This is a genomic window from Psychromicrobium xiongbiense (assembly GCF_030271165.1).
Classification (GTDB): domain Bacteria; phylum Actinomycetota; class Actinomycetes; order Actinomycetales; family Micrococcaceae; genus Renibacterium; species Renibacterium xiongbiense.
The window spans coordinates 1-4741 of the sequence record NZ_JASSZH010000053.1; the positions used below are offsets into that span (position 1 = coordinate 1).

Annotated in this window: 2 rRNA genes; both read left to right on the forward strand. The window is 54.9% G+C overall.

The features are described from left to right. Positions 1-986: ribosomal RNA gene (locus tag QQM37_RS14355) — 16S ribosomal RNA — on the forward strand; the annotation flags it as partial. A 560-nt stretch (positions 987-1546) separates the two neighbouring features. Beyond that, positions 1547-4680 (forward strand): 23S ribosomal RNA (locus QQM37_RS14360). Positions 4681-4741: the final 61 nt, after the last annotated feature.

The following is a 4741-nucleotide window of genomic DNA, read 5'->3' on the forward strand; positions in this document are numbered from 1 at the left end:
TATTGGGCGTAAAGAGCTCGTAGGCGGTTTGTCGCGTCTGCCGTGAAAGTCCGGGGCTCAACTCCGGATCTGCGGTGGGTACGGGCAGACTAGAGTGATGTAGGGGAGACTGGAATTCCTGGTGTAGCGGTGGAATGCGCAGATATCAGGAGGAACACCGATGGCGAAGGCAGGTCTCTGGGCATTAACTGACGCTGAGGAGCGAAAGCATGGGGAGCGAACAGGATTAGATACCCTGGTAGTCCATGCCGTAAACGTTGGGCACTAGGTGTGGGGGACATTCCACGTTTTCCGCGCCGTAGCTAACGCATTAAGTGCCCCGCCTGGGGAGTACGGCCGCAAGGCTAAAACTCAAAGGAATTGACGGGGGCCCGCACAAGCGGCGGAGCATGCGGATTAATTCGATGCAACGCGAAGAACCTTACCAAGGCTTGACATCAACTAGTAAGACTCAGAGATGGGTCCCCCACTTGTGGCTGGTTGACAGGTGGTGCATGGTTGTCGTCAGCTCGTGTCGTGAGATGTTGGGTTAAGTCCCGCAACGAGCGCAACCCTCGTTCTATGTTGCCAGCACGTGATGGTGGGGACTCATAGGAGACTGCCGGGGTCAACTCGGAGGAAGGTGGGGATGACGTCAAATCATCATGCCCCTTATGTCTTGGGCTTCACGCATGCTACAATGGCCGGTACAAAGGGTTGCGATACTGTGAGGTGGAGCTAATCCCAAAAAGCCGGTCTCAGTTCGGATTGGGGTCTGCAACTCGACCCCATGAAGTCGGAGTCGCTAGTAATCGCAGATCAGCAACGCTGCGGTGAATACGTTCCCGGGCCTTGTACACACCGCCCGTCAAGTCACGAAAGTTGGTAACACCCGAAGCCGGTGGCCTAACCCGTAAGGGGGGGAGCTGTCGAAGGTGGGACTGGCGATTGGGACTAAGTCGTAACAAGGTAGCCGTACCGGAAGGTGCGGCTGGATCACCTCCTTTCTAAGGAGCACCAGGCATTCGCTGGTGGCCTGCATGGGTTGCTGGTGGTGTGTGGAGATGCGCTCATTGCGAGAACGGTTGTTTCTCGGTGGGTGGCTCATGGGTGGAATATCAACAAATTTTGGTTCCTGCGTGGTGGGGGCTGCTTGGCGTAGTACGCCGTGCTGGTGGTGTCTGGTCTCTTTTTGAGGGGTTGGGTGTGCTGGTGTGGTTGGAAGTGCTGGTGGTTTCTGGTGCGTGGGGGTTTACGGAACACACTGTTGGGGCCTGAGGCAACAGGCGTCTGGTCTGTGCTGGTTTCTGGGGATGTAGGTTCCTGGTGCTGGTGTGGGGTGGGTGTTGTTGTTTTGGTTTCCTTGTCCTTGGACTGATCGTTCCTGGTCTTGTTCTGGTTTATGGTGATGGCTGTTGTTGTGGTTGTCGCGGTGGCTGGGGTGGGGTTGGGTGCGTGTTGTTGGGGGTGGGGTTGTTGTTTGAGAACTGTATAGTGGACGCGAGCATCTTTGAAATGGACCCTGTGGGGTTTGTTTTGAGCAATTTTGTTTGTTCTGGTTTTTGTGTTTCAAGTTTTTAAGGGCACACGGTGGATGCCTTGGCATGAGGAGCCGAAGAAGGACGTAGGAATCTGCGATAAGCCTCGGGGAGTTGATAACCGAACTTTGATCCGAGGATGTCCGAATGGGGGAACCCCGCTGCCTGTTATGGGTAGTGACCTGCACCTGAATGTATAGGGTGTGTGGAGGGAACGCGGGGAAGTGAAACATCTCAGTACCCGTAGGAAGAGAAAACAATAGTGATTCCGTGAGTAGTGGCGAGCGAAAGCGGAAGAGGCTAAACCGTATCTGTGTGATAGCCGGCGGGCGTTGCAGGTGCGGGGTTGTGGGACGTGTCGTTCCAGTTCTGCCGGGCTGGTGAAGCGAGAGTACAGGCATAGGTGAACAGGTTTGAAGGCCTGGCCGTAGAGGGTGTTGGCCCCGTAACTGAAATGTTGTGTACCGTTTGATGTGTATCCCAAGTAGCAGCGGGCTCGTGGAATCTGCTGTGAATCTGTCAGGACCACCTGATAAGCCTAAATACTTCCTCATGACCGATAGCGGACTAGTACCGTGAGGGAAAGGTGAAAAGTACCCCGGGAGGGGAGTGAAATAGTACCTGAAACCGTGTGCTTACAATCCGTCAGAGCAGGCTTGTACCTGTGATGGCGTGCCTTTTGAAGAATGAGCCTGCGAGTTAGTGCTCAGTGGCGAGGTTAACCCGTGTGGGGTAGCCGTAGCGAAAGCGAGTCTGAATAGGGCGTTTGAGTCGCTGGGTCTAGACCCGAAGCGGAGTGATCTACCCATGGCCAGGTTGAAGCGACGGTAAGACGTCGTGGAGGACCGAACCCACTTCAGTTGAAAATGGAGGGGATGAGCTGTGGGTAGGGGTGAAAGGCCAATCAAACTCCGTGATAGCTGGTTCTCCCCGAAATGCATTTAGGTGCAGCGTTACGTGTTTCTTGCTGGAGGTAGAGCTACTGGATGGCCGATGGGCCCTACAAGGTTACTGACGTCAGCCAAACTCCGAATGCCGGTAAGTGAGAGCGTAGCAGTGAGACTGTGGGGGATAAGCTTCATAGTCGAGAGGGAAACAGCCCAGACCACCAACTAAGGCCCCTAAGCGTGTGCTAAGTGGGAAAGGATGTGGGATTGCTTAGACAACCAGGAGGTTGGCTTAGAAGCAGCCATCCTTGAAAGAGTGCGTAATAGCTCACTGGTCAAGTGATTCCGCGCCGACAATGTAGCGGGGCTCAAGTACACCGCCGAAGTTGTGGATTTCAGACATTGCCCTAGCCGTGGATTTGTTCCTGGTTCAGGGGTTTGGAGTGGTAGGGGAGCGTCGTGTGGGCGGTGAAGCTGCGGTGTAAACCAGTGGTGGAGCCTACACGAGTGAGAATGCAGGCATGAGTAGCGAATGACGGGTGAGAAACCCGTCCGCCGAATGATCAAGGGTTCCAGGGTCAAGCTAATCTGCCCTGGGTAAGTCGGGACCTAAGGCGAGGCCGACAGGCGTAGTCGATGGACAACGGGTTGATATTCCCGTACCGGCGAAGAACCGCCCATATCGAGCCCGGGATACTAACCACCCGAGCCTTCAGTGCGTGTCCTTCGGGGCCAGGCTGTGGGGTGAGCGTGGGATCTGATCGGGGGAGGTAAGCGTGTTAACAGGTGTGACGCAGGAAGGTAGCCAAGCCGGGCGATGGTTGTCCCGGTCTAAGCAGGTAGGCCGTTTCCTAGGCAAATCCGGGAAACTTGTTTTGATACTGAGGCTGAGACGTGATGGGACCCCTTTTGTGGGGGGATTTGGTGATCCTATGCTGCCGAGAAAAGCATCGACGTGAGGTTCTAGCCGCCCGTACCCCAAACCGACACAGGTGATCAGGTAGAGAATACTAAGGCGATCGAGAGAATTATGGTTAAGGAACTCGGCAAAATGCCCCCGTAACTTCGGGAGAAGGGGGGCCCGGACCGTGATGGAAACTTGCTTTCCGGAGCGGGTAAGGGCCGCAGAGACCAGGGGGAAGCGACTGTTTACTAAAAACACAGGTCCGTGCGAAGTCGCAAGACGATGTATACGGACTGACTCCTGCCCGGTGCTGGAAGGTTAAGAGGACCGGTTAGCTGTTATGGCGAAGCTGAGAATTTAAGCCCCAGTAAACGGCGGTGGTAACTATAACCATCCTAAGGTAGCGAAATTCCTTGTCGGGTAAGTTCCGACCTGCACGAATGGAGTAACGACTTCCCTACTGTCTCAACCATAAACTCGGCGAAATTGCAGTACGAGTAAAGATGCTCGTTACGCGCAGCAGGACGGAAAGACCCCGAGACCTTTACTATAGTTTGGTATTGGTGTTCTAAGTGGTTTGTGTAGGATAGGTGGGAGACTGTGAAGCCCGGACGCCAGTTCGGGTGGAGTCATCGTTGAAATACCACTCTGGCCACTTGGGATTCCTAACTTCGGACCATGATCTGGTTCAGGGACAGTGCCTGATGGGTAGTTTAACTGGGGCGGTTGCCTCCTAAAGAGTAACGGAGGCGCCCAAAGGTTCCCTCAGCCTGGTTGGCAATCAGGTGTCGAGTGTAAGTGCACAAGGGAGCTTGACTGTGAGAGAGACATCTCGAGCAGGGACGAAAGTCGGGACTAGTGATCCGGCGGTACATTGTGGAATGGCCGTCGCTCAACGGATAAAAGGTACCTCGGGGATAACAGGCTGATCTTGCCCAAGAGTCCATATCGACGGCATGGTTTGGCACCTCGATGTCGGCTCGTCGCATCCTGGGGCTGGAGTAGGTCCCAAGGGTTGGGCTGTTCGCCCATTAAAGCGGTACGCGAGCTGGGTTTAGAACGTCGTGAGACAGTTCGGTCCCTATCCGCTGCGCGCGCAGGAAATTTGAGAAGAGCTGTCCTTAGTACGAGAGGACCGGGACGGACGAACCTCTGGTGTGTCAGTTGTACTGCCAAGTGCATCGCTGATTGGCTACGTTCGGAAGGGATAACCGCTGAAAGCATCTAAGCGGGAAGCCCACTTCAAGATGAGATTTCCATCCACCATTTGGTGGGAGAGGCCCCCAGCCAGACCACTGGGTTGATAGGCCAGACGTGGAAGCCCAGTAATGGGTGAAGCTGACTGGTACTAATAGGCCGATAACCTGAAACACACCCCCTTTACCATGCCACACACCAGCCTTCAGGCTGTGGTGTGAACGGGAAACGGGGGG